At 73.8% G+C, this 24401-nt stretch carries 16 protein-coding genes, 2 tRNA genes and 1 riboswitch; of the genes, 7 read left to right on the forward strand and 11 right to left on the reverse strand.

What is annotated here, in order from left to right; translation table 11 throughout:
* Positions 1-390 precede the first annotated feature (390 nt).
* Positions 391-939 carry a MarR family transcriptional regulator gene (locus ABZY13_RS31725; protein WP_356636929.1) on the reverse strand — a complete coding sequence of 183 codons (549 nt, stop codon included), beginning with the start codon at positions 937-939 and terminating at the stop codon, positions 391-393.
* 159 nt (positions 940-1098) lie between these two features.
* On the opposite strand from ABZY13_RS31725, the gene ABZY13_RS31730 reads away from it, so the two are divergent.
* Positions 1099-2370, forward strand: coding sequence for an MFS transporter (locus tag ABZY13_RS31730; RefSeq protein ID WP_356636959.1), 1272 nt, complete (start codon positions 1099-1101; stop codon positions 2368-2370).
* Here ABZY13_RS31730 and ABZY13_RS31735 read toward each other — a convergent pair.
* On the reverse strand, positions 2367-4046 hold the full coding sequence (locus ABZY13_RS31735) for a SpoIIE family protein phosphatase (protein ID WP_356636931.1): 1680 nt from the start codon (positions 4044-4046) through the stop codon (positions 2367-2369). The two genes, ABZY13_RS31730 and ABZY13_RS31735, sit on opposite strands and share 4 nt — an antisense overlap.
* Positions 4047-4229: 183 nt before the next feature.
* Positions 4230-5594: an NAD(P)/FAD-dependent oxidoreductase gene (locus tag ABZY13_RS31740; protein WP_356636933.1), complete on the reverse strand. Its 1365-nt coding sequence runs from the start codon at positions 5592-5594 to the stop codon at positions 4230-4232.
* A gap of 374 nt (positions 5595-5968) precedes the next feature.
* Here ABZY13_RS31740 and ABZY13_RS31745 point away from each other — a divergent pair, with 374 nt between their 5' ends.
* Together ABZY13_RS31745 and ABZY13_RS31750 are read left to right on the forward strand one after the other, a co-directional pair.
* On the forward strand, positions 5969-6733 hold the full coding sequence (locus ABZY13_RS31745) for a helix-turn-helix domain-containing protein (protein ID WP_356636935.1): 765 nt from the start codon (positions 5969-5971) through the stop codon (positions 6731-6733).
* Between the two features lie 457 nt (positions 6734-7190).
* Positions 7191-9104, forward strand: coding sequence for a sigma-70 family RNA polymerase sigma factor (locus ABZY13_RS31750; protein WP_356636937.1), 1914 nt, complete (start codon positions 7191-7193; stop codon positions 9102-9104).
* A gap of 437 nt (positions 9105-9541) precedes the next feature.
* Here the strand turns inward: ABZY13_RS31750 and ABZY13_RS31755 are convergent, their stop codons facing one another.
* On the reverse strand, positions 9542-11626 hold the full coding sequence (locus ABZY13_RS31755) for an asparagine synthase-related protein (RefSeq protein WP_356636939.1): 2085 nt from the start codon (positions 11624-11626) through the stop codon (positions 9542-9544).
* Positions 11627-12364: 738 nt separating this feature from the next.
* Here ABZY13_RS31755 and ABZY13_RS31760 point away from each other — a divergent pair.
* The 4 genes from ABZY13_RS31760 to ABZY13_RS31775 all read left to right on the forward strand — a co-directional run bounded on the left by ABZY13_RS31760 (position 12365) and on the right by ABZY13_RS31775 (position 17546).
* A complete protein-coding gene (locus ABZY13_RS31760) occupies positions 12365-13789 on the forward strand; it encodes an MFS transporter (RefSeq protein ID WP_356636941.1) in 1425 nt (474 codons plus the stop codon).
* A 111-nt stretch (positions 13790-13900) separates the two neighbouring features.
* Complete coding sequence (gene lhgO / locus ABZY13_RS31765; RefSeq protein WP_356636943.1) at positions 13901-15109, forward strand: L-2-hydroxyglutarate oxidase; 1209 nt, start codon at positions 13901-13903, stop codon at positions 15107-15109.
* A gap of 310 nt (positions 15110-15419) precedes the next feature.
* Positions 15420-16241 (forward strand): tRNA (guanosine(46)-N7)-methyltransferase TrmB, encoded by an 822-nt coding sequence (gene trmB, locus ABZY13_RS31770; protein WP_356636945.1) that lies wholly within the window; start codon positions 15420-15422, stop codon positions 16239-16241.
* 9 nt (positions 16242-16250) lie between these two features.
* Positions 16251-17546, forward strand: coding sequence for a PrsW family intramembrane metalloprotease (locus ABZY13_RS31775; RefSeq protein WP_356636947.1), 1296 nt, complete (start codon positions 16251-16253; stop codon positions 17544-17546).
* Between the two features lie 84 nt (positions 17547-17630).
* Here the strand turns inward: ABZY13_RS31775 and ABZY13_RS31780 are convergent, their stop codons facing one another.
* The 7 genes from ABZY13_RS31780 to ABZY13_RS31810 all read right to left on the reverse strand — a co-directional run bounded on the left by ABZY13_RS31780 (position 17631) and on the right by ABZY13_RS31810 (position 24242).
* Positions 17631-18680 (reverse strand): M23 family metallopeptidase, encoded by a 1050-nt coding sequence (locus tag ABZY13_RS31780; RefSeq protein WP_356636949.1) that lies wholly within the window; start codon positions 18678-18680, stop codon positions 17631-17633.
* An 11-nt stretch (positions 18681-18691) separates the two neighbouring features.
* Positions 18692-18849, reverse strand: a riboswitch (cyclic di-AMP (ydaO/yuaA leader).
* Between the two features lie 327 nt (positions 18850-19176).
* Positions 19177-19250 (reverse strand) — tRNA-Met (locus ABZY13_RS31785).
* A 73-nt stretch (positions 19251-19323) separates the two neighbouring features.
* A complete protein-coding gene (locus ABZY13_RS31790) occupies positions 19324-20457 on the reverse strand; it encodes an alginate lyase family protein (protein WP_356636951.1) in 1134 nt (377 codons plus the stop codon).
* A gap of 220 nt (positions 20458-20677) precedes the next feature.
* Positions 20678-21808, reverse strand: a complete 1131-nt coding sequence (locus ABZY13_RS31795) for a dihydrofolate reductase family protein (RefSeq protein ID WP_356636953.1) — start codon at positions 21806-21808, stop codon at positions 20678-20680.
* Between the two features lie 112 nt (positions 21809-21920).
* Positions 21921-22337 (reverse strand): VOC family protein, encoded by a 417-nt coding sequence (locus ABZY13_RS31800; RefSeq protein ID WP_356636955.1) that lies wholly within the window; start codon positions 22335-22337, stop codon positions 21921-21923.
* Between the two features lie 197 nt (positions 22338-22534).
* Positions 22535-22607 (reverse strand) — tRNA-Lys (locus ABZY13_RS31805).
* Between the two features lie 99 nt (positions 22608-22706).
* The gene (locus tag ABZY13_RS31810) at positions 22707-24242 is read right to left on the reverse strand and encodes an amino acid permease (protein WP_356636957.1); all 1536 of its coding nucleotides are present in this window, start codon (positions 24240-24242) and stop codon (positions 22707-22709) included.
* Positions 24243-24401: the final 159 nt, after the last annotated feature.

Consider the following 24401-nt stretch of genomic DNA (forward strand, 5'->3'; position numbering starts at 1 on the left):
CTCAAGGAACGGCCGCTTCCTTTGTACTCACCCTCTCGGGCTTTCCTCCGGGCGCTTCCCTTCGGTCTTGCGTTTCCGACTCTATCAGATCCTTTTCCGACCTGATCCCCAGTCAGCGGGGTTTGCCTTCCCGGCCGTTGGGCCGTTCCGACGTCTCAAACCTTAGCGGATCCTCCCGGCGATTCCCAATCGGGCCGCCGAGCCCCTATTCGAATTGAATTCGGGCACGCCGAAATCAACCCCGTCGGGAGATCTTGCTGTGGTGTGAGTGCCGCTGTCGCGGCGGAAGGTGTCGTCGGCAGAACCGTTACGGCCCCGCGGCAACCCGAAGAACCTTACGGATCGGGCAGGGGGCTGTCAAGCATCCCCCGTCAAGGGCGGGACTGGCCCTCAGTCGAGGTCGGCCAGGCGCCCGCCGGCGTCCGGCTGGGCGTGTTCCACCCTGCGCAGGAGTCTGGTCAGGACCTCGCCCAGGGCGAGCCGTTCCTCGGGCGAGAGGTCCTGGAGCAGCTCCTCCTCGAAGACCGTGGCCAGGCGCATGGCCTCCAGCCACTTCTCGCGGCCGTCGGGGGTCAGCTCGACGATCACCCGCACGCGGTTCGACTCGTCCCGCTCCCGGGTCACGAGTCCCTCGGTGACCATCCGGTCGATCCGGTGGGTCATCGCGGCCGGCGTCAGCCCGAGACGCTTGGCGAGTTCGCTGGGACCCATCCGATAGGGGGCTCCGGAGAGGACGAGGGCCTTGAGGACCTCCCACTCGGCGTTGCTGATGCCGAGGGCGGCGGTCTGGCGGCCGTACGCGACGTTCATCCGGCGGTTCAGGCGGGACAGCGCCGACACGATCTTCTCGACCTGGGGGTCGAGGTCCTGGAACTCGCGCTGGTAGGCGGCGATCTGTTCTTCGAGTGTCGGCTCGTTGAGGCCGGGGGTGTCGCCCATGGGGCCCGAGTATCCCATGCGGGCGCTTGGCGTCGAAGTCCTTGGATGTGTACTCTTTAGCTTCGAACTTTAGGTTCGAAGTCTTCACTCCTAACTTCTGATGGTCCTCTTCCGAGGTCGCCGTCTTCCGAGATGAGAGAGGTGAGCGTGACCAGGGCGATGGGCGCTGCGATGCGCCGGATCCACATGGGCAACGCACTCAGCGCGTTCGGGCTCGGTTTCACCGTCCCCTACCTGTACGTCTATGTGGCGCAGGTGCGGGGGCTCGGGGCGGTGACGGCCGGGCTGGTGCTCGCCGTCTTCGCCGTGGCGGCGCTGATCGTGCTGCCGTTCGCCGGGCGGGCCATCGTCCGCCGGGGTCCGTTGCCGGTGCTGCTCGCCGCCCTGGTCACCGCCGCTCTGGGGGCGCTGAGCCTTGGGCTCGCGGGCAGTGCGGCGGCCGTGCTGCTGTCGGCGGGGGCGCTGGGGGCCGGGCAGGCCGTGATGCAACCGGCGCTGGCGACGATGATCGTGGACTGCTCGACGGCAGAGACCCGGTCGCGGGCGTTCGCCACGCAGTTCTTCCTGCAGAACCTGGGTCTCGGCGTCGGCGGGCTGATCGGCGGCCATCTGGTCGACACCAGCCGCGCCTCCTCCTTCACTTTGCTGTTCGCGATCGAGGCGGCGATGTTCCTGCTGCTGGTCGTGGTGCTGGCGACGGTGCGGATGCCGCACTCGCCGCGGATCGAGGACGCACCGGCGGGGTCGGGCCGGGGCAGCTGGAAGCAGTTGCTGGGCAACCGGGCCATGGTGCAGCTGTGCGTGCTCGGGTTCGTGCTGTTCTTCGCCTGCTACGGCCAGTTCGAGTCGGGGCTGAGCGCGTACGGCGTGGAGGCCGCCGGGATCTCGACGTCCGTGCTGGGGACGGCGCTGGCCGCCAACACGCTGGTGATCGTCGTGGCGCAGTTCGCGGTGCTGCGGTTCGTCGAGCGGCGGCGGCGGTCGCGGGTGATCGCGGCCGTGGGGCTGATCTGGGGCGTGGCCTGGGTCGCGGCGGGGTTCGCCGGGCTGGGGAGCGTCAGCCAGGAGATGGCGACGGCTGCGTTCGTGTCGACGTACGCGCTGTTCGGGCTGGGTGAGGCCATGCTGTCGCCGACGGTGGCCCCGCTGGTGGCCGATCTCGCGCCGACAGGGCTCGCGGGGCAGTACAACTCGGCGTTCGCCCTGGTGAAGCAGCTGGCGCTGGCCGTCGGGCCGGCGGTGGGCGGGCCGATGGGCGCCTCGCTGCACGGGCCGTACGTCGTGACCTTCCTGCTGTTCTCGCTGGGGATCACCGTGCTGGCGGTGCGGCTGGGGCGGCGGCTGACCGAGGCGCAGGACCGGCCGTGGGCGGTCCGGAACCGGGTCGTCGCGCGAGGTCCGGCGGCCTCCGCGGAGTCGGTGTCGGCCTAACCGGCGCCGGTGGCGGGTCCGGTCCCCGGGAGGACGAACTCGCACCAGACCGCCTTGCCGCCGCCGGGGGTGCGGCGGCAGCCCCAGTTGGACGCGATGGTGGCGACGATGGCGATGCCCCGGCCCGACTCGTCGCCCGGTTCCGCGCGGCGGCGTCTGGGGAGGTGGTCGTCGCCGTCGGTCACCTCGACGATGAGGCGGCGGTCGGTGCGGCGCAGCCGCAGACGCATGGGCGGGGTGCCGTGCTGGAGGGAGTTGGCGACGAGTTCGCTGGCCGCGAGGACACCGAGGTCGTGCAGCTCGGCGGGGAACCGCCAGCTGGTGAGGACGCCGGAGGCGAAGGCCCGCGCGCGGGGCGCTGCTTCGACGCCGCCGAGCAGATCCAGGGCGGCGTTGCGGAACAGGTCGCCGTCCGCGCCGGTGCGGGCGGGGTGCTGGAGGACCAGGACGGCGACGTCGTCGTCGTGGTCGGCGGTGACGCCGGCCGAGCGCATCAGGCGGTCGCAGATGACCTGCGGGGTGCCGGTGGCTCCGGCGAGGGCGCGCTGAAGGGCCTCGATGCCCTCGTCCAGGTCGGCGTCCCGGCGTTCGACCAGGCCGTCCGTGTAGAGGACGGCGGTGGAGCCGGGGGCGAGGGGGACGGAGCCGGAGGCGTGCATCCAGCCGCCGGTGCCGAGCGGGGGGCCGGTCGGCTCGTCGGCGCGCAGCACCTTGCCGTTCTCGTCGCGGACGAGGATGGGCAGATGGCCGGCCGAGGCGTACACCAGCCGTCCCTCGTTCGGGTCGTGGATGGCGTAGACGCAGGTGGCGATCTGGTGGGCGTCGATCTCGGCGGCGAGGCCGTCGAGGAGCTGGAGCACCTCGTGCGGGGGCAGGTCGAGGCGGGCGTACGCGCGGACGGCGGTGCGCAGCTGGCCCATGACGGCCGCCGCGCGCACCCCGCGGCCCATGACGTCGCCGATGACGAGAGCGGTGCGGCCGCCGCCGAGGGTGATGACGTCGTACCAGTCGCCGCCGACCGCGGCCTCGGTGCCGCCGGGCTGGTAGGTCGCGGCGATGCGCAGGTCGTCGGGTTGTTCCAGCTCCTGGGGGAGGAGGGAGCGCTGGAGGGTGACGGCGGTCTCGCGCTGGCGTCGTTCGCTGGCTCTGAGGCGTTCGGCGGCCTCGGCGTGGTCGGTGACGTCGGTGGCGAAGACGAGAACACCGGGGCCGCGGGGGGCGCGGCCGGCGGCCTCGGCGACCGGGGTGCAGGTGAACGTGTAGGAGCGGCCGTCGAGGGCCTTGCGGGACTTGACCGTGCGGGGCTTTCCGCTGCGCAGGACCTGGTCGAGGAGGGGGAGGAGGCCCAGTTCGCACAGTTCGGGCAGGGCCGCGCGGGCGGGTTCGCCGGGCGGGCGGGCTCCGAAGGCGGTGGCGTAGGCGTCGTTGACGTAGGCGAGGCGGTGGTCGGGGCCGTGGACGAGGGCGACGAGGGCGGGGACCCGTTCGAGGATGTCGCGCGCGGGCAGGTCGTCCATGGCGGGGACGGACGGGGGATCGTCGGTCAGTTGTTCGGCGCGGGCCGCGGGGACGGCGTTGTCACCTCCCCGGCGGTCAGTGGCGACCTGGTGGTCGGTCCGCGCTGCGGCGCGGCGCTGCGTTCCGGGGAGCCGAGCGCTCCAGCGCGTGAAGTTCACGAATCCTTGCCTCGTGTAGTGGTCGTCGGCCGGCTCCGGACCCGGCCCGGGGTCCCTGGGGGAGGGCCTCTGCGGGCAGGGCGTGCGGGGGTCCGCTGTGCTGTGCGGCACAGTCTGGCAGGGTGGCCGACCGGGCCGACATCCGTCAGACGCCGGGGTGGCCGCGGTAGTTCCTCGGAGGGGTCAGTTCGACTCGTTCGGGTCTTGAGAAGGCTTTCCACCGGCCGCCAGTTCGAACTCCGCACGGGGATGTTCGAGTGAACCGAGGGAGACGATCTCCCGTTTGAAGAGGCCGGAGAGGGTCCATTCGGCCAGTACGCGCGCCTTGCGGTTGACGGTGGGCACCCTGCTGAGGTGATAAGCGCGGTGCATCAGCCAGGCGGGGTAGCCCTTGAGCCGGCGTCCGCACACATGGGCGACGCCCTTGTGCAGCCCGAGGGAGGCGACGGAGCCCGCGTACTTGTGCGTGTACGTCTCCAGGGGCTCGCCGCGCAGGGAGTGGACGACGTTGTCGCCGAGGACCTTGGCCTGGCGCAGGGCGTGCTGGGCGTTGGGGGCGCAACTCGCGCCGGGCTCGGCGGCGGTGACGTCGGGGACGGCGGCGGCGTCGCCCGCGGCCCACGCGTGCGCGTGTCCTTCGACGGCCAGCTCGGCGGTGCACACCAGCCGGCCGCGCGCGTCGCGGGGCAGGTCGGTGGCGGCGAGCAGCGGATGGGGTTTGACACCGGCCGTCCACACGACCGTACGGGTGGGGAAGCGCTGGCCGTCGCTGAGGACGGCGACCCGGTCGGCGCACGATTCCAGGCGGGTGCCGAGGAGCACCTGGATGTTGCGGCGGCGCAGTTCGGTGAGGGCGTAGCGGCCCATCTCGGGGCCGACCTCGGGCAGGATGCGGTCGGAGGCCTCGACGAGGATCCACTTCATGTCCTCGGGGGGGACGTTGTGGTAGTACCGCGCGGTGTAGCGGGCCATGTCCTCCAGCTCGGCGAGCGCCTCCACGCCCGCGTAGCCGCCGCCGACGAAGACGAAGGTGAGGGCCGCGTCGCGGACGGCGGGGTCGCGGGTGGAGGAGGCGATGTCCATCTGCTCGATGACGTGGTTGCGCAGGCGGATGGCCTCCTCGACGGTCTTGAAACCGATGCCGTGGTCGGCGAGACCGGGGACGGGCAGGGTGCGCGAGACGGAGCCGGGGGCGAGGACGAGTTCGTCGTACGGCAGCCGGCGTTCGCCCGCCCCCTCCTCGGTGGCGAGGGTGCTGACGGTGGCGACGCGCTCGGCGTGGCGCACGGCGGTGGCCTCGCCGACGACGACGTCGCAGTGGCCGAGGACGCGGCGCAGCGGTACGACGACGTGGCGGGGGGAGATGGAACCTGCGGCCGCCTCCGGGAGGAACGGCTGGTACGTCATGTACGGGTCGGGGGTGACGACCGTGATCGCGGCGTCGCCGCGTCCCAGTCCGGCTCTCAGCCGCCGCTGCAGGCGCAGGGCCGTGTACATCCCGACGTAGCCGCCGCCGACAACGAGAATGCGCGCACGTTCCTTCACCATCCCATGACGCACCCGGCGCCTTCGTTTGTCCACAGGCCCGGCAATTTGTGTGACCGGACGCCGAGGGCGCCCGGAGTTGGCCGAAATGACAGGGTCCGGATAAGCGCCGCAGGTCAGGGGCGTACGCCGGGTGCTTCAAGGGGGCGGAATCAGGACGTATACGACCCGTACTCCGATCGAGGGGCGCAGTGTGCGGAACCTCCCCCTTCTGAATTGACGCTCACTCAACTATGTTCGTATGCCGACGGGGTGTAGGGGGATGCGCTCATCGGGCCCGCGACGGGCGGGTTCGTGGTCCAGGCTCGTTCCACGCGCTCCGGTGCCGATGGCGGGGAGAGTCTCCGGGGGGAGACGTCATTACCGGGGGAATTCGTATGCACATTCAGGACTCTCGTTGGTCTACCGCGTCCGCCGTCGGGGCGGGCGGCGCGGTCGGCGCGGCGGTGGGGAACGGACGCGGGGACGGGCCGCGGACGACACCGCTGCGGGTGGACGCACAGCGCAATCTGGAGCACGTGCTGAGGGCGGCGCGCGAGGTCTTCGGCGAGCTGGGGTACGGCGCGCCGATGGAGGACGTGGCGCGGCGCGCGCGCGTGGGCGTGGGCACGGTGTACCGGCGCTTCCCGAGCAAGGACGTCCTGGTGCGGCGCATAGCCGAGGAGGAGACCTCCCGGCTGACCGACCAGGCCCGGGCCGCGCTCGGCCAGGAGGACGAGCCGTGGTCGGCGCTGTCGCGCTTCCTGCGCACGTCGGTGGCGTCCGGCGCGGGCCGGCTGCTGCCGCCGCAGATACTGCGGGTCGGCGTGCCGGACCAGGAGGAGGGCACGGAGGCGGCGGGCTCGGAGGAGGCGCGGGTGCCGCAGCAGCGGATGCAGCCGGCCTCCGGCGAGCTGCGGCTGGTGCCGGAGGGCGGTCCGGCGGAGGACGACGCGGGGGCGGCGGCGCTGCTCGAGGTGGTGGGCCGGCTCGTGGAGCGGGCGCGCGCGGCGGGCGAGCTGCGGCCGGACGTGTCGGTGTCGGACGTGCTGCTGGTGATCGCGACGGCGGCCCCGTCGCTGCCGGACCCGGCGCAGCAGGCAGCGGCGTCGGCGCGGCTGCTGGACATCCTGCTGGAAGGGCTGCGGTCCCGGCCGGCGTGAGCGCGCGGTGGTCCGGGGCGGTTGCGGACCGGCGTGGGCGCGGTGGTTCGGGGCGAGTGAGGTCCGTCGTGGCGCGGTGGTCCGGCGCGGGCGGCGTTCGCCGCGGACGCGCGGTGGTCCGGACACGCGGTGGTCCGGCGCGGACGCGGTTCGCGGCGGACGGGGCCGGTGCGAGTGCGGAGGGGCTCCGTGCGGTCCGGGCCGGTGCGGTGGGGTCCCGAGGCGGAGCCGCCGACCGCGCTCGCCGACGCCGGTCCGGCCCGTGCGGGTGAGGTCCGTCAACTCGATGCGGGGCGGAGGCGGTTGCATTCTGCCCCGTTCGAGTGACGTCTTGCACTGGTTCGCGGTGAAACCCCACGAACGGGTAAATGGTCCCCGGGGCCCGTCCGGAACACATTCGAATATGGCAGTCTGACCCGGTGTTCTGGACGGTTCGGCAGGCGGCGGGGGCGGCGCGATGAGCGTTGACGGGCGGGACGAGGCACTCGGCGAGAGCGGCGCGGAGAACGGCGACGCCGTGCCGTCGCCGCTGGTGCCGAGCCAGAAGGAGCGACCGGACGTCCAGTACGCCGACCATGCCGACGACCTGCCCTACGGCGTCCCGGCGCAGCGCGACTGGCGGGAGGACAGCGTCCTGCCGCCGCCGGTGGAGCTGCCGCCGTCCGACGCCGAGCTGATCGGGCGGATGCGCGAGGGTGACGACACGGCGTACGAGGAGCTGTACCGGCGCCATGCCGAAGCCGTGCGCCGGTATGCGCGCACCTGCTGCCGGGACGCCCACACGGCGGACGACCTCACCGCCGAGGTCTTCGCGCGCGTGCTCCAGGCGGTGCGCGGCGGCTCCGGGCCCGAGCACGCCGTGCGCGCCTATCTGCTCACCACGGTCCGCCGGGTCGCCGCGAACTGGACGAGTTCCGCCAAGCGGGAGCACCTGGTCGACGACTTCGCGGTGTTCGCCGCACAGGCGACGCGCACCTCGGAGGTGTCCGACACCGACACGCTCGACCTGGGCGCCGACGTGCGGGCGATGCACGAGGCCGAGCAGTCGCTGGCGATGCAGGCGTTCCGCTCTCTGCCCGAGCGCTGGCAGGCCGTGCTGTGGCACACCGAGGTCGAGGACGAGTCGCCGAGCGAGGTCGCCACGCTCTTCGGGCTGGACGCCAACGGCACGCGCGTGCTGGCCAGCCGCGCCCGCGAGGGCCTCAAGCAGGCCTACCTCCAGGCCCACGTCAGCACGTCCCTCGCGGACGACGAGGGCTGCGCCCGCTACGCCGACCAGCTCGGCACGTACGCCCGCCGAAGGCTCCGCACGCGCGCGGAGCGGGGGCTGCGCAAGCACCTGGAGGAGTGCGCCAGGTGCCGACTGGCGGCGAGCCAGATCGAGGAGCTCGCCGGCGGCATCCCCGCGGTCGTGCCGGTCGCGGTCATCGGCTGGTTCGGCGCCGCCGGGTACGCCAAGGCGGCCGGGCTCGTCGCCGGGGGCGCGGGAGCCGGTGCGGCGGGCGCCGCCGGCGCTGCCGCGGCGGCGGGCGGTTCGTCCGGCGGAGCGGGCGCGGGCGGTGGCGCGGCGGCCTCGGAAGGGCTGGGCGCGCCGGTGAAGGCGGGGATCGCGGCCGGTGTCGTCGCGGTCGCAGCCGCGGCGGCCCTGGCGCTCGCGCTGGTCGGCGGCGAGGCCCCGGCCCGCAAGCCGGAGGCCGGACCGCCCGTGTCGGCGCCGGCCGCCCTGCCCGAGCCGCCCGCCCCGGTCCCGGCCCCCGAGGAGCCCGAGCCGCAGCCCCCCGCCGTCCCGGCGGCGGCCCCGACGCCTACGCCCACCCCGACGCCGACCCCCGCCCCCACGCCGTCCCCTTCCCGGAAGCCGAGCCCCCCGCCCACCCCGACCCCGACGCCCACCCCGACCCCCACACCCACCCCGGCTCCGACGCCGCCGCCCGCTCCGGCCGCCTTCGAGCTGAGCGAGCTGTCGTACGACGTCAACGGCGACGGCACCGGGCCCGAGCTGCGGATGGCGGAGAGCAGCTGGGTCTGGCAGCGCCAGGGCCTGTCGATCGGCGACACGACGTACGCGCACGGCGCGACGGTGCAGGGCAGTTCCTCCGTCACCATCGACCTCAACCGGGCCTGCACCTCGTACGACGCCGTGGTCGGGGTGGACGACCTGACGCAGAAGCTCGGCCACGTCTACTTCTCCGTCTACGCGGACGGCGACCAGCTGTGGAGGTCGGGCCGGATCAAGGGCGGCGACGCGGCGGTGCCGATCCGTGTGAGCCTCGCCGGGCGCGAGACCGTGCGCCTGGTGGTCGAGCCGCACAGCCACTTCGACGACGTGGCGCTGGCGGACTGGGCGAACTCGTCCTTCACCTGCTCCTGAGACGCCGAAAGGTTTCGGCGAAGCCTCGCGCGTCCTCCTGGGCGAACCCGCTCACGCCCGTCCGGCGGGAGAGCCGTGCGCCCGGAGCGGTGCACACGTGATTGCTGGGGGCTGGGCGGCTCAGTCCGGAGAGCGGTGCACACATCTTGGAGCAGGATGCTCAACCGGGAGCGCTGCACACATTTTGGAGCAGGGCGCTCGGTCCGGAGCGGCGCACACCCCTCGGAGCGGGACGCTCGATCCGGAGCGGTGCACATCTGTTGGAGCGGAGCGCTCGGTCCGGAGCGGTGCACAGGAAGCGGATCAGTGCTCCCGACTTTGGGCAGCGGTCGCCACCCAGAGCAGAGCACCTGTGCCAGATCACTGCATACATGCGAGAGCACCACTCCCGCTTTGAAGCACCGATCCGCCCTCAACAACCCGCCTAGCGACCCGCACTACCCACCCGGCGCCAGCGCCCCCCGCCGCGGCTGGATGCCCGTCGGCACCGCACGCGCACGCGCCGGAGTTCCCGTCCAGCAGGTGCCCCGGCGGGCGAGCAGACGGCGCAGCCACAGCTCCAGGGAGACCAGGTCCGCAAGGCCGTCCAGCGGCAGGGGCTCGCCCTGGGCCGCCGCGCGCAGCGCCTTGCGGACGACCCGCGCCTCCACCAGCCCCGCTTCGGCCAGCAGCGGCGTGTCGAACAGCTCCACGAGCGAGTCCACGGCCACCCTCAGCCCCGTCCGTTCGGCGGCGGCCGCCGGGGCCTGCGAGGGCGCGCCCCAACCCGGCGGCAGGCCGTCGACGCCCGCCCCCTTCAACACCGTGCGCAGGATCGCCGCCCGCGCCCCCGGCTTGACCCGCAGCGACTCGGGCAGGGCCAGACAGGCGCGGACGACCTGGTTGTCGAGGAACGGGGCGTGCAGCCGCTGGAAGCGGATCTCCGCCGCCTGCTCCAGGACCCGCAGGTCGGCCGCGGCCCGCGCCAGGGCCGCCCGCGCGCGGAAGTCGCCGGGACGCAGGCCCGGGCCGATGCCCGAGCGGTGGGTCGCCCGCTGCAAGCGAATCGATACTTCGGCCAGCGCCTCCCCGGTCAGCCAGCGCGCCGCCGGCCCCGGTCTCGCCCAGGTCAGCGCGGCCAGCGAAGCCTCCACCGCTCCGCCGGGGTCCTCGAAGCGGTGCCGGCGCAGCTGGTCGGCGAGGCTCTCCAGGCCCTCCCGATAGGTGGTGCGGGCCAGCCGCCGCGCCGCCGCGTACACCCGCGCGGGAACCAGGACCGAGCCGTCGGCCCTGGCCAGCGCGGCCACCGGGCGGACCAGGTGCCGCCGCTGCCGGTCCATCAGCAGGTCGGCGAGGCGGGCGGGGTGGGCGTCGAGCACCTGGCGGGCGCCGTGGCCGGTGAGGTGGTCGGCGCTGCCGGCGGCGAGGCGGGCGCGGTGGCGGGCGGCCGTCACCAGGGTGGACGCCGGCTCGTCGGTCAGCGGCCCTTCCAGATGGGCGTACGGCAGGGTGTCCTCGCCGCCGGTCACCACCACGTGGTGCAGGCGCGGGTTGGCCGCCAGGGCCCCGGCCCGCTCCAGCTCGGCCTCCTGGCCGCCGACCGCCAGATCGTTGAAGGTGACCGCCAGCAGCCGCTCCCCCGCGCCCGTGCCGTGTCCCAGGATGGTGCCCGGCATTCCGGGCAGGCCCGCCGCGAGCAGGGCGAGCGTCGCCGACGCCGGGCCGCCGGAGAGGTCGGCCCCGATGCCGGGCACCGGCATGCCGCGCGCGGCGCGCCGCTCGGCCGGTCCCATGCCGGGCACGGGGCCGGGGTCCATGTCGGCGCCGGGGACGTGGCGGGGCGCGGCGAGGCGGGCGCGTACGGCCTCGACGAGCGCCTCGCGCACGCCGTCCACGGCGCTGTCCGGGTCGGCGGGCGGCGCGGCCACCGCGAGGGAGGCGACCGGCTCGTACCCGGCGACCTCGCGGGCACCGGCGCGCAGGATCAGAGCGTGCCCGGGCGGAACGCGCCGTACGCCGTCGTAGGGGGTGGAGTCGTGCAGCGCGTCGGGGACGTCGGGGGCGGCCAGCAGGGCGGCGAGGTGGCCGAAGTCGAGGTTGGCCTCAATGAGGTCGGCGAGCGGCAGCGCGGCGGTGGCGTAGGCGGTGCCGCCGGCCCAGGGGGTGTGGAAGACGGGCCGGGCGCCGGCGATGTCGCCGCAGACGGTGATCCGCCGGCCGATCCGCACGACCGCCGTGTAGCTGCCGGACCAGGCCGTCAGATGACGCAGCGCCCCGCCGCGCGCGGCGAACAGGCCGACGCGCAGGGCCTCGTCGGAGGCGCCGCAGGTGCCGAGCACCGCGATCCGGGTGTCCGGGTCGGCCGTGACGACGCGCACCTCGTCGGGGCGCCAGTCGCCGACCGCCCACAGCGGATCGGGGTCGCCCCACAGGAGTTGGGAACCCACCGGGTGCAGGGTCTCGCCGTCGTGACCGGTCGCGCCCGCCGAGCCGGGACCGGCGACGCCCGCGGCGGTGCTGCTCCATCCCACCAACCACCGCATCGACGCCTCCACAAGCTGTGGACAACCAGTGCACTTCCGGAACCGGTTCCCCATGCTGCCACGAAGGACGCGCCGCGGAGCGGCGGCGGAGCCGCTAGGAGGCCATCGAAATGCGCCCGCGCACTCCTGCCAAGTGCCGGTCGCATGTGCACACTTCTCCCCGGTGCGGCGTCCGGCATCCGCCGCGGTGCACGCGGAGCCGATGCGAATGCGCCCCCGGCGCGCTCCCCGCAAACCGCCAATGCGCCCTCAAATCCCGTGGTAGCAGCGGGAATTGACCTTCATGGACAGGGGTATATTTTCGGCCAAATCCCGGGCCGGGTCCGGCAGCTGCGCGCGCCGCGCACACGCTCCGTACAGGCTGGGCGCACCACCGGCGCACGCGCGCGGTCCGGGAGACGCCACTCGTCTCCCGGACCGGTCCGCCGCCAGCGGGGATGTAGGCGGCGGTATCCCCCAGCCCACTGGTCCAGCACAGCGGGCCGACCCACGCACAGCCATGGAACCCCCGCCCGGCCGGCCGGAGGAGAGCGCACGGGCGGGCGCATGGCCACACACCCCGGGGCACGCGCCGGGCACGCCGCAACAGTCCGTACCGGGACCGTACTTCCGTACGCGCCACAATCCCGCCATCCGGAACTATGCCTCTTAACGCTTGGGATGCGGCGAACTACGCTGGGTTTACGAATGCCGCGCGGTTATGCCAGAGCGGCAGCCGTCTGTGTCGAGGGGTGGCGCATGTCCAGGGAGCAACGCGGGCCGAACGAAAAACTCGGCGCCGTTCTCGCCCTCGCGGGAATCAGCAACGCCGGCCTCGCGCGACGCGTCAACGACCTTGGCGCGCAACGCGGGTTGACGCTTCGCTACGACAAGACCTCCGTGGCGCGCTGGGTGTCGAAGGGCATGGTGCCGCAGGGCGCCGCGCCGCACCTGATCGCCGCCGCGATAGGGCAGAAGCTCGGCCGCCCTGTGCCGCTCCACGAGATCGGGCTGGCGGACGCGGACCCCGCTCCGGAGGTGGGCCTCGCCTTCCCCCGGGACGTCGGACAGGCGGTGCGCTCGGCGACGGAGCTGTACCGGCTGGACCTCGCCGGCCGGCGGGCGGGCTCGGGCGGCATCTGGCAGTCGCTCGCCGGGTCGTTCGCGGTCAGCGCCTATGCCACCCCCGCCTCGCGGTGGCTGATAACGCCCGCCGACAGCTCGGTCGCCCGCGACGCCGGCCCCGCCGAGGCCGCCGGGACGCCGATCAAGGTCGGCCACAGCGACGTGCGCAAGCTGCGGGAGGCCGCGGAGGACGCCCGGCGCTGGGACTCCAAGTACGGGGGCGGCGACTGGCGTTCGTCGATGGTGCCGGAGTGCCTGCGGGTGGAGGCCGCGCCGCTGCTGCTCGGCTCCTACTCCGACGAGGTGGGCCGCGCCCTGTTCGGCGCCTCAGCCGAACTGACCCGGCTCGCGGGCTGGATGGCCTTCGACACCGGCCAGCAGGAGGCCGCCCAGCGGTACTACATCCAGGCGCTGCGTCTCGCGCGCGCGGCGGCCGACGTCCCCCTCGGGGGCTACGTCCTGGCCTCCATGTCCCTCCAGGCCACCTACCGCGGCTTCGGCGACGAGGGCGTCGACCTCGCGCAGGCCGCCCTGGAGCGCAACCGCGGGCTGGCCACCGCCCGCACCATGAGCTTCTTCCGTCTCGTCGAGGCACGCGCGCACGCGCGCGCCGGGGACGCCCAGGCCGCCGGCGCGGCCCTGAAGTCGGCCGAAGCCTGGCTGGAGCGCTCCCGCGACGGCGACAGCGACCCCTCCTGGCTCGGCTTCTACGGCTACGACCGGTTCGCCGCCGACGCCGCCGAGTGCTACCGCGACCTGAAGGCCCCGCGCCAGGTCCGCCGCTTCACCGAGCAGGCCCTGTCCCGGCCCACCGAGGAGTTCGTCCGCTCGCACGGGCTGCGGCTCGTCGTCTCCGCCGTCGCCGAACTGGAGTCCGGCAACCTGGACGCGGCCTGCGAGCAGGGCGTGCGGGCGGTCGAGGTCGCCGGCCGGATCTCCTCCGCACGCACCACCGAGTACGTGCGGGACCTCCTGCACCGCCTGGAGCCGTACGGCGACGAGCCGCGGGTCGTGGAGCTGCGCGAGCGGGCCCGGCCGCTGCTCATGGCGCCCGCCTGACCGGGTACGGCGACGGCCCGGAACGGCCCGCCGGGCGGTTCCGGGCGGGAACCCGGGTTTGAGGGCATTGTCAGTGGCGCAGTGCACTATCGAAGCCGGGAGGTGAAACAGGTGCACAAGATCGCCTACGACTGCGACGTGCTGGTGATCGGCGGCGGGATCGTCGGCCTGTCGACGGCGTACGCGATCACCCGCGCCGCGCCGGGCACCCGCGTGACCGTGCTGGAGAAGGAGCCGGGCCCGGCCCGCCACCAGACCGGCCGCAACAGCGGCGTCATCCACAGCGGCGTCTACTACCGCCCCGGCTCCCTCAAGGCGCGGTTCGCGGTGCGCGGCGCCGCCGAGCTGGTGAAGTTCTGCGCCGAGTACGACATCCCGCACGCCGTCACCGGCAAGCTCATCGTGGCCACCGAGCGGTCCGAGCTGCCCCGGCTGCACGCCCTGGTCCAGCGCGGCCGGGAGAACGGCATACCGGTGCGGGAGCTGGTCGCCGCGCAGATCGCCGAGTACGAGCCCGAGGTGCGGGGCCTGGCCGCCATACACGTCGGCACCACGGGCGTCTGCGACTACTCCGAGGTCGCCCGCCGGCTCGCCGACGCCTCCGGCGCGCGGATCCACTACGACGCCGAGGTCGTCGCCGTCGACCGCCGCCCGTCCCTGGGCGTGGCCGTGCGCACGGCGGCCGGCGCGGTGCTGCGCGGCAGGGCCCTGGTGAACTGCGCCGGGCTGTACTGCGACCGGATCGCCCGGCTCACCGGCGACGACCCGGGCATGCGGATCATCCCCTTCCGCGGCGAGTACTACGAGCTGGCCCGGCCCGAGCTGGTCCGCGGCCTGGTCTATCCCGTCCCCGACCCGGCGTTCCCGTTCCTCGGCGTGCACCTCACCCGCGGCATCGACGGCGGCGTCCACATCGGTCCCAACGCCGTCCCGGCGCTCGCCCGCGAGGGCTACGGCCCGGGCGTGGTCCGCCCGCGCGAGCTGGCGCTGAGCCTCACCTGGCCGGGCGCCTGGCGGATGGCCCGCCGCCACTGGCGGTACGGCGCCGGGGAGCTGCGCCGCTCCGCCTCGAAGGCGGCGTTCACCGAGGCGGTGCGCCGGTTGCTCCCGGCGGTGACGCAGGACGACCTGGTCCCGGCGTCGTCCGGGGTGCGCGCCCAGGCGGTGCTGCGCGACGGCTCCCTCGCCGACGACTTCCTGATCCGGGAGTCGCCGCGCGTCGTCCACGTTCTGAACGCCCCGTCCCCGGCGGCCACGGCGTCGCTGCCGATCGGCCGGGAGGTGGCGCGGCGGGTGCTGGGGGTGCTGAGTGGGGCGTGAGCGTGAGGGGGTGCGCGTGCCGCCGAGGTCCGGAGGGGCGCAAGGTCGCGTGTCACCGAGGACTGGGCGGCCGCGGAACCGCGCACCGGCGGGAGCCGGGCGGGCCCGGAACCGCGCGCCCGCAAGGGCCGGACGGGCACGGAACCGCGTACCGATGGAAGCCGGGCGGGCGCGGGACCGCATGCCACCGACAACCCGGCGAACGCAGAACCGCGTACGGGCGTCGGCGCCCCGCGGACCGCGCCGGGGATGGCACCGGCACCGTCTCCGCACGCCGCACGCCCCCGCCGCCCGTAAAATCGACCCCACTGTGTCTGACTCCGTGAACACCCCCGAAGCCCCCCGCTCCGCCTCCCCCGGCACCGCTCCGTCGCGCGGCCGGGACAAGGCGGAGCCGAGGTTCCCGGACGGGCCCAAGGCGGATCCCGCCGGGTCGCACTTCGAGCGGCGGATCCGGAGCTTCCAGCCCCGCCGGAGCCGGGTGACCGCCGGGCAGGCGGACGCCCTGCAACGGCTGTGGCACCGGTGGGGCCTGGACATCGACGGGCAGCGCGTCCTCGACCTGGCCGAGCTGTTCGGCAACGACCACCCCGTCGTCCTGGAGATCGGCTTCGGCATGGGCGAGGCCACCGCCCAGATGGCCGCCGCCGACCCCGGCACCAACATCCTCGCCGTCGACGTGCACACCCCCGGCCAGGGCAACCTGCTGGGCCTGGCCGAGCGCAACGGCCTGGCCAACGTCCGGGTCGGCAACGGCGACGCCATCATCCTGCTGCGCGAGATGCTGGCCCCCGACTCCCTCGACGGGCTGCGCGTCTTCTTCCCCGACCCCTGGCCGAAGAAGCGGCACCACAAGCGGCGGCTGATCCAGCCGGACTTCCTCACCCTCGCCGCGGCCCGGCTGAGGCCGGGGGCGATCCTGCACTGCGCCACGGACTGGGAGCCGTACGCCGAGCAGATGCTGGAGGTGCTCACCGTGCACCCCGCGTACGAGAACACCAGCCCCGACGGCGGTTTCGCGCCACGCCCCGCCTTCCGCCCCCTCACCCGCTTCGAGGGCCAGGGCCTGGACAAGGGCCATGCCGTGAACGACCTGCTCTTCCGCCGCGTACCGCACCGGTCCTTGCCGTAAGGGGGCGCAGTGGCCACCGGTCCCCCGCACCCGACGCCCTTAGCCACTCCGGACGGCGGCGTCCCGGCGCACGCGCCCTGGTGGCGCCGGCGCCGGCTGGGCTACGCCGCGCTGACCACGCTGCTGGCGATGTCGGGGCTGGTCATCCTCGCCCTGGTCCGCGAGGAGACCGGCACCGACGGGTTCCTGGTCGGCCTCGGACTCGCGGTCCTGCCGGTGCCGCTGCTGATAGCCGTCTTCCGCTGGCTGGACCGCGTCGATCCCGGCCCCTGGCGCAATCTGGCCTTCGCCTTCGCCTGGGGCGCCTGTGCGGCGGCGCTGATGGCGATCGTCGCCAACAGCTTCGCCGTCCGCTGGATCGCCACGGCGACCGCCGACCCGGCGAGCGCGAACACCCTCGGCGCGACGGTGATAGCGCCGGTCGTCGAGGAGACCACCAAGGCCGTCGCCGTCCTGCTGCTGTTCCTCTTCCGCCGCCGCGATCTCACCGGCATCGTCGACGGCGTCGTCCTGGCCGGGATCACCGCGACCGGCTTCGCCTTCACCGAGAACATCCTCTACCTGGGCAACGCCTTCGGCGCCGACCGGCTCAGCGGTGACGGCATCGCCACGGTCACGGCGGCGACGTTCTTCGTCCGGGTCGTCATGTCGCCCTTCGCGCATCCCCTGTTCACCGTCCTGACCGGCATCGGCTTCGGACTCGCGGCCCTCGCCGGGGAGCGGCAGCGGCTGCGCCGGATCCTGCCGCCGCTGGGCGGGCTGCTGCTCGCGATGGGCATGCACGCCCTGTGGAACGGTTCGGCGACCTTCGGCGAGTACGGCTTCTTCGCGGTGTACGGCGGTTTCATGGTGCCGGTGTTCGGCCTGCTGACGTGGCTGGTGATCTGGAGCCGGCAGCGTGCACTGCGCACGGTGCGCGAGGAACTGCCCGCCTACGCCGCGGCCGGCTGGCTCGCTCCGGCCGAGCCGTACGCGCTGGGCTCGCTGCGGGCGCGGCGGCTGGCCCGCGAGTACGCCGGCCACCATCTGGGCCGGCCGGCGGCGCGCACGGTGGCCGAGTACCAGTCCCGCGCGACCTCGCTGGCGCAGCTGCGCCGCCGGCTGCGGCAGGGCAGGGCGGGGGCGGACTTCGCCGTGCGGGAGGGTGAGCTGCTGCGGGAGCTGTGGTCCCGGCGGGAGGTCGCCCGTCCGGCGCTGGAGCACGCGGCGCGCGTCACCGCGCCGGTGGCACCGGTGGCCGTACCCCCGTGGGCGGCGGGGCCGCAGGCGTGGCACCCGGCGCAGTACAACCCGTACCGGACGTGAGGACCCGCGATCGGCAGCCCTGACGTCGGGGGGGTGCCGTCAGGACCGCCGGGGATCGAAGGTGTGCCGCGTCGGCGGCGGACGTCAGGGGTTGAGGCCCTTGTCGCGCAGCCAGGCGATGGGGTCGACGGCGCCGCCGTCGCCGGTGCGCACCTCGAGGTGGAGGTGGGGGCCGGTGACGTTGCCGGTGGCGCCCACGCGCCCGATCACGTCGCCGGTGTTGACCTTCTGGCCCACGGTGACGCTGATCGACGACTGGTGGGCGTAGAGGATCTCGGTGCCGTCCTCGAGGGTGAGCACGGTCTTGTAGCCGTACGACCCGTCCCAGCCGGCCTGCGTGATGGTGCCGGTGTGGACGGCCTTGATGAGGGTGCCGGTGGGGGCGGCGAAGTCGACGCCGGTGTGGTAGCCGGACGACCACATGGCGCCGGCCTGGCCGTACGTCGAGGTGAGGGTGTACGAGGAGGTCGGCAGCGTGTACTGGCGGGCCAGCTCGGCGAGGCGCTCGGCCTCGGCCTTCTTGCGGGCCTCCTCCTCCGCGGCGGCCTTGGCGGCGGCGGCCTTGGCCTCCGCCTCCTTCTCGGCCTTGGCGGCGGCTTCGGCGGCGGCCTTCTCGGCAGCGGCGACGGCCTCCGCGGCGGCCTTGCTCTCGACCTGCTCCTGCTGCTGTTCGGCCTGGGCGATGATCCGGGCGCGCAGGGCCTCGCCGGCGTCGGTGGTGCCCTGGGCGGTGTCGGCGGTGGTGACACCGGCGCCGCTGAGCGGTGCGGCGGCGGTCTGCGCGACGGCGGTGTCGGCGGCGTCCTCGGCGTCGTCCGAGAGCAGGGAGCCGACGTTGGGCAGGTCGGGCATCGAGATCGACACCGGCGGCTTGCCGGTCTGCGCGGTGGCCATGCCGCCCGCGCCGACGGCCGCTATGACGCCGACGCCGAGAACGGTGGAGCTGCGGGCGAGTCCGCCGCCGCGCTGCTTGGCGACGCGGTGCTTGCCACGGACGGGGCGGACGGAGTCGGCGGTGGGGTTCCACTCCTCCCACGGCCCCTCGTCGGTGCGCTGTCCGCCGTAGACGACGGTGTCCTCGGAGCGCGGTGCCGGGAAGAACGGGGCTTGCGGGGCAGGCGGGTTGGACGCCACGTGGGCGTACTCCTTTCCTTCCTTCTCGCCTACCGGGTTAGCTGACGGGTTCGGAGCAGGAAGGTCTCCTACGCGCGTAAACCATCCGTGCCGATACGGCGGCCTACGCCCGATTCACCCCAAGGTGATGGTTCCCCGGTTCCCTTGCGGGATTCGGCGTGTGCGCACGGAGCCGCCTCTTGTGACGGCTGGGACGACCGCGCTGCGTTATCGGACGTTAATAGAACCGGGGCCTGAATTCCAAGCCGTTCAGCTTGATCATTAACGTTCTCGGCCGGGACGTACGGCTCACGAGCGGCGAAAACCGGGCGAGTTGACCCGGGCTCAGGAGCGGACGAGTTTATGACGGTGTCTCAGATGTTACCCGTGCACGGTCGTACGACTACCTGACGTGACCGAGGTGGAGGGCGTGCCGCGGACAGCGCGGTCGGCGCGGACAACACTCAGGGCCGGAACCCATGATCTGCTGATCAGGATTCCGGCCCTGGGCCTTCAGTAGCGGGGACAGGATTTGAACCTGCGACCTCTGGGTTATGAGCCCAGCGAGCTACCGAGCTGCTCCACCCCGCGTCGATGAATCCAGTGTACGCCATCCGCGGGAGCCCTCACGCCAGGGTTTTCGCCGACCCGGACCGCCCGCTCCTCAGCCGCCGGGGTTGCCGGTGTGGGTGAGGCTCTCCCAGGCGACGAAGCGGTGGTCGGTGCCGGCAAGGGCCCCCGGCCGGGCAGCAGCGCTGCGGGCGGCCGCGGCGGGCTTGTCGAGCCGCTGTTCCAGGTGGTTGAGGACGACCGCCGGCGGCGGCCCGGCCGTCCCCCCGCACCGCCGCAGCCCCGCCGCCTGCCGGTCGAGCGTGGCCCTGAGCCGGTCCTCCACCTCGCTGTACACGTCGACGCCCTGGTGCCAGGCGGTCTCGGCGATGTGCGCGGCGGCGGCGAGCGAGGCGCCGGTCCGCCGCAGGTGCCGGCAGTCCGTGCGGGCGGCGGACCGGCCCCGCTCCAGCGGAAATTGGGCGGGGACGTGCTCGCGGAAGCGGCGGAGGGCGGCGTCGAAGGCGCGGTGGTCGTCGAGGAAGACGGCCATGCCGAGGGCGGCGTCGGCGGCGACGAGCTCCCGGTGACCGTCGTCGGCCCGGCCCGGCCGGGTGACCTCGGGCAGATGGACGGTGCGCAGCATCCCCTCGAACCGCCGCATGTACCCGGCCTCCCATCCGGCGCCCGGTGCGTGCCGCACGATCTCGGCGGCCCGCGCCCAGGTCCCGCCGGTCCACGCGGCCTGCAGCGCGGCGTCGCCCCCGGTGTGCCGGCGCAGCCTCTCCGACCACGCGTCCATGATCTCGATCGCCTTTTCGGCGTGCTGCCGCTTGCCGGTGACGCCGTACAGGAGCGCCTGCGTGTAGGCGGCGATCGCGTCCTTTCGTTCGGCGGCGCAGCCGCGCCCGGCCCTGCCGCCGGGGCAGTGGACGGTCCTCACCGGCCGCGCCCGGTGTCGGTACGACCCGTACGGGCTGTCCCGCATGTCGAGGTAGGCCTTCAGCCACGGCTGCCGTCCGGCGGTGACGTTCTCGCGTACGACGTCCAGCTGCCGGGCGTTGACCAGCACGCCGGGGTGGGTGAACCCGGCGTCGGCGGGCAGCGCGCGCACCATGGTCCGTCCCCCGGCGTCCATGACCCCGCACGCCCCGACCAGCCCGCCGGCCAGCGCCGCCGCGAGCCCCGCGCCGGCCACGCCCAGGACCACCCGCCTGCTCGCAACCCTCGTGCCCCTCGTGGCTCTCACAGCCCTCGTGGCTCTCATGGCCCTCATGCGCGCCGCCTCCGCGTCCGTCCTGCCGTGCTGCTTCACCCAGGGGCAGCGTGACCCGGCGCGCGGCGAGGCGCAGCGGATGTTGGGCCGATGGGCGGTCCGCCGGACGGGGAGCGGGCAGCGCGCCGGCCGGACGGGAGGGCGCGCCCCGCCCGCTCCACCGCTGCTCCGCCCCACCGGCGACGGACACTCCTCACCCCGCCAGGTGACGGTTGGGCGCCTTGGCCCGCTCCTCCAGTTCCGGCAGGACGACGACGTCGGCGCCGGCCGCGGCGAGCAGTCCGCTGCCGTCCGCGCCGGTGACGAAGGTGTCCGGCTCCCGCCAGGCGGTCACCACCCGGCGGACACCCGCGTCCAGAATCAGCCGGGCGCAGGGGCGCGGCCGGGAGGCGCGTCGGGCGCACGGCTCCAGGCTGCTGTACACCGTGGCTCCGGCGAGCCGCGGATCGTCCGGGGCGATCTTCGCGAGCGCCGCCTCCTCCGCGTGGACGACCGGGTCCCCGCCCTCGCGCGAGTGCCCGCGGGCCAGTTCGGCGCCGTCCGCCGCGACGACCACGGCCCCCACGCTGAACGCCGTGCGCGAGGGCGGGCACCGCTCCGCCAGCTCGCAGGCGAGCGCCAGCCAGCGCCGGTCGGCGGCCGACGGCAGCTGCCCGGCGCCGGGTGCGGTGGGCTCGTAGCGCATGAGGACGACGTCCTCGATGGCCCGCGTCTCCACGAGCCGCAGCCGTCCGCCCTGGTAGGGGCCGGGTCCGAAGAGTCGGGGGGCGTCCGGCTGCCCGACGAGCAACGGGGCCAGTACCAGCTGGAGTTCGTCGGCGAGCCCGGCCCGCAGCAGTTGCGTGTGGACGACGCCGCCCCCCTCGACCATCAGCCGCCCAACGCCGCGTTCGTCGTGCAGGTGCCGCAGCACGGCCCGCCAGTCGAGGGCGTCCCCGAGGGCGACGACGTCCGCGGCGATCCGGGCGGCGCGCAGTCGCTCGGCGCCGGAGGCGGTCGTGTAGACGACCTTCTCCCCGCCGGTGTGCCAGAAGTCGGCGCCGGGGTCGAGGTCGCCGGAGCCGCTGACGGTCGCCTTGAGCGGGTACGCGGGCTTGCCGGCCGCCACTCTCGCCGCCCGCCGCTCGGGGGAGTTGACCAGCAGCCGCGGGTTGTCGGCCCGGATGGTGCCGGCGCCGACGAGGACGGCGTCGACGGACGCCCGTACCTCGTCGACCCGGTCGAAGTCGGCCCGGCCGGACAGCATCAGGCGGTCGGGGCCGGTGTCGTCCAGGTAGCCGTCGAGGGAGACGGCGGCGGAGAGCAGGACGTGGGGCAGGGGCATCGGCGTATCCACCCGGGGAGCAGGAACGGACAGGACTCGCCCTCAGTCTGACCGTCCCGGCCTCGCACCTGCCGCGGTCCCCCGTCTCGCCCTTGCGGCCGCCTTCGCCGCCTCAGCCCTCCTCCGGCTCCGCAATGTCGACCATCCACTGCACCCCGAACCGGTCCGTGCACATCCCGAAGACGTCGCCCCACATCTGCTTCTCCAGCGGCACGGTGACGGTGCCGTCGGCGGAGAGCTTCTCCCAGTAGCCGCGCAGCTCGGCGTCGTCGTCGCCGCTGACGCTCACCGCGTGGTCGGTGCCGGGCGTGTAGGGCATCCCGGGCGGGTTGTCGGCGCCCATCAGGGTGAAGCCGGCCGGCGTCTCCAGCATGCCGTGCATGATCTTCTCGGCGTCGGGGCCCTCCCCCTGGCCCATCTCGCCGAAGGTGCTGAGCCGGAGCGTGCCGCCGAAGACCTCCTTGTAGAACTCCAGCGCCTGCCGGGCGTCGCCGTCGAAGCTGATGTACGGGTTGAGACGCGATGCCATGATGCCCTCCTGAAACCGCCCCGAACCGGGACGAAACAGCCGAACGATCCGGATACGCGGAGACTAACGCCCCCCACTGACAACGGCCTGCCGGGCGGGCTCAGGGCCTGGTGAGGGACACCGCACGGCATCGCGGGAACGTCCAACGCAGCAGCGCCCCGGCCTGTTCGTGAACCAGGCCGGGGCGCTGTGAGGTGTAGGCCCTGTGGGACTCGAACCCACAACCAATGGATTAAAAGTCCACTGCTCTGCCAATTGAGCTAAGGGCCCAGGCGATGTTGCCTCCCCGAGCATAGCCGGACGACGCCCTGTCGCCGATCGGGTATCGGACAACGCGCTGTCTCCGCGTCGGCGGCAGGGCCTCGGGGGTCACGGGTCGGCCGGTTCCGGGGCCGTGACGCGGGGTCCGGCGTGGGCGCGGGCGCGGGGGTGGTCGGGGTTGAGGAACCAGTGGCGCGCCGAGGCCAGCCACCAGGTCGCGGCGAAGCCGAGGACGACCAGGACGGCGACGGGGGCGTAGTTGAAGGTCTCCGGGGTGACCGGGGAGACCTGCGGCAGCATGAACAGGACCGTGATCACGCCGACCCAGGCCACCGCCACCACGCCGATCGCCCGGGACCAGCGGCCCAGGTGCCAGGGGCCCCGTTCGAAGGCGTCGCCCTTGCGCAGGCGCAGCAGGGTGGGGATGACGTAGGCGATGTAGAGGCCGATCACGGCGATCGAGGTGACGGCCGCGTAGGCGGTGACGTTGATCAGGTACGGCAGGCCGAGCGCGAGGGCGCCGCCCGCGGCGAGCCACACCGCGGCCACGGGCGTTCTGGTGCGGGGGCTGACCGTGTGCCAGACGTGGGAGAAGGGCAGTGCGCCGTCGCGGGAGAAGGCGTAGATCATGCGGCTGTTGGCCGTCACCGACGCCATCCCGCAGAACAGCTGCGCGCCGATCACGACGAGCAGCAGCAGCTTGCCCGCGGTGGCGCCGAGGGCGTCGAGGAGGATCTGGGCGGGCGGGGCGCCGGTCGCGGAGGTGCGGGCGCCCTCGTAGGACTGGATGGCGAAGGTGAAGCCGAGCAGCAGCACGAAGCCCGCGATCCAGGACGTCCAGATGGAGCGGACGATGCCCTTCGGGCCGGCCGTGGAGGCGTCGCGGGTCTCCTCGGTCATGTGCGCGGAGGCGTCGTACCCGGTGAAGGTGTACTGCGCCATCAGGAGGCCGAGGGCGACGACGTAGGCGCTGCTGCCCCAGCCCGTGTTGTTGACGAACTCGCCGAAGACGAACGACGCGGACCGGTGCTCGTCCGGCACGAAGGTCAGCGCGCCGACGATCACCGCGACGCCGAGCACGTGCCACCACACGCTGACGCTGTTGAGGAGGGCGACGATCCGGACGCCGAACGTGTTCAGCAGGCCGTGCAGGACGAGGATCCCGGCGAAGAGGAGGATCGTGCGGCCCGGGGTGACCTCCCAGCCGAACTGGAGGTTCAGATAGGCCCCGAGGAAGGACGCCGCGCCGAAGTCGATGCCGGCCGTCACGGCGACCTGGCCGAGCACGTTGAACCAGCCCGTGAACCAGGCCCACGCGGCGGCCGTGCGGGCGGGCGCGAGGCGGTGGGCCCAGAAGTACAGGCCCGCCGACGTCGGGTACGCCGAGCAGATCTCGGCCATCGCCAGGCCGACGAACAGCGTCATCAGGCCGACGGCGACCCAGCCCCAGGTGATCACCGCCGGGCCGCCCGTGTTCATGCCGAACAGATAGAGGGTCAGACAGCCCGACAGGACGGAGATGATCGTGAAGGAGACCGCGTAGTTGGAGAACGCCGACATGCGGCGGGCGAGAACCTGCGTGTAGCCGAGCTGGGCCAGCCGTTCCTCGTCCGACGGCCCGCTCGCGATGGCGTCATCTGTCATGCCCCCAGCGATGCCCATGCCGGGGGCGTGACACACGTCACGAAACGGCTAGAAGAGGCCCTTGTAGCCGCTCCAGCCCGTCGCGATCTTCACTCGGCCGCCGAACGAGCCCTTGCCGTCACCGCTGTTGCGGTACAGGTTGCCGCCGCTGTCGCGGGC

Source organism: Streptomyces sp. NPDC006610 (assembly GCF_040611575.1).
GTDB lineage: Bacteria > Actinomycetota > Actinomycetes > Streptomycetales > Streptomycetaceae > Streptomyces.

Excerpts from the sequence above, each read along its gene's own strand:
- ABZY13_RS31795 (WP_356636953.1), bottom strand. The coding sequence starts at position 21,808 with ATGCCCCTGCCCCACGTCCTGCTCTCCGCCGCCGTCTCCCTCGACGGC.
- ABZY13_RS31810 (WP_356636957.1), bottom strand. The coding sequence starts at position 24,242 with ATGACAGATGACGCCATCGCGAGCGGGCCGTCGGACGAGGAACGGCTG.
- ABZY13_RS31750 (WP_356636937.1), top strand. The coding sequence starts at position 7,191 with ATGAGCGTTGACGGGCGGGACGAGGCACTCGGCGAGAGCGGCGCGGAG.
- ABZY13_RS31740 (WP_356636933.1), bottom strand. The coding sequence starts at position 5,594 with ATGGTGAAGGAACGTGCGCGCATTCTCGTTGTCGGCGGCGGCTACGTC.
- ABZY13_RS31760 (WP_356636941.1), top strand. The coding sequence starts at position 12,365 with ATGTCCAGGGAGCAACGCGGGCCGAACGAAAAACTCGGCGCCGTTCTC.
- ABZY13_RS31800 (WP_356636955.1), bottom strand. The coding sequence starts at position 22,337 with ATGGCATCGCGTCTCAACCCGTACATCAGCTTCGACGGCGACGCCCGG.
- ABZY13_RS31755 (WP_356636939.1), bottom strand. The coding sequence starts at position 11,626 with ATGCGGTGGTTGGTGGGATGGAGCAGCACCGCCGCGGGCGTCGCCGGT.
- ABZY13_RS31745 (WP_356636935.1), top strand. The coding sequence starts at position 5,969 with ATGCACATTCAGGACTCTCGTTGGTCTACCGCGTCCGCCGTCGGGGCG.
- ABZY13_RS31725 (WP_356636929.1), bottom strand. The coding sequence starts at position 939 with ATGGGCGACACCCCCGGCCTCAACGAGCCGACACTCGAAGAACAGATC.
- ABZY13_RS31730 (WP_356636959.1), top strand. The coding sequence starts at position 1,099 with ATGGGCGCTGCGATGCGCCGGATCCACATGGGCAACGCACTCAGCGCG.